At 67.2% G+C, this 752-nt stretch carries 1 protein-coding gene; it reads left to right on the top strand.

The features are described from left to right. On the top strand, positions 1 to 750 hold a 750-nt coding region (locus AAHF99_RS27120; RefSeq protein ID WP_342167423.1), incomplete at its 5' end, for an EF-Tu C-terminal domain-related protein. Positions 751 to 752: the final 2 nt, after the last annotated feature.

Genomic DNA, 752 nt, shown 5'->3' with positions numbered 1-752 from the left:
GAGCTCGTCGAGATGGAGGTGCGCGAGCTTCTGTCGAAGTACGACTTCCCCGGCGACGACATCCCGATCACCAAGGGCTCGGCCAAGGTGGCGCTGGACAACGGCGACAAGGCGATCGGCCACGACGCCGTGCTGAAGCTGATGCAGTCGGTGGACGAGTACATCCCGCAGCCGGAGCGTCCGATCGACCTACCGTTCCTGATGCCGATCGAGGACGTGTTCTCGATCTCGGGCCGCGGCACGGTGGTGACGGGCCGCGTCGAGCGCGGGATCGTGAAGGTCGGTGAGGAAGTCGAGATCGTGGGCATCCGCCCGACGACGAAGACGACGGTGACCGGCGTCGAGATGTTCCGCAAGCTGCTCGACCAGGGCCAGGCGGGCGACAACGTCGGCGTGCTGCTGCGCGGCACGAAGCGCGAGGACGTGGAGCGCGGCCAGGTCGTGTGCAAGCCGGGTTCGGTGAAGCCGCACTCGAAGTTCAAGGCCGAGGCGTACATCCTGACGAAGGAGGAGGGCGGCCGCCACACGCCGTTCTTCACGAACTACCGGCCGCAGTTCTACTTCCGCACGACGGACGTGACGGGCGTGTGCACGCTGCCCGAGGGCACCGAGATGGTGATGCCGGGCGACAACGTGACCATGGACGTGGTGCTGATCGTGCCGGTGGCCATGGAAGAGAAGCTGCGCTTCGCCATCCGCGAGGGCGGCCGCACCGTCGGCGCCGGCGTCGTCGCCGCCATCAACGACTGATC

Source organism: Methylobacterium litchii (assembly GCF_038442315.1).
Classification (GTDB): Bacteria; Pseudomonadota; Alphaproteobacteria; order Rhizobiales; family Beijerinckiaceae; genus Methylobacterium; species Methylobacterium litchii.
This window is presented reverse-complemented; position numbering and strand designations above follow the sequence as displayed.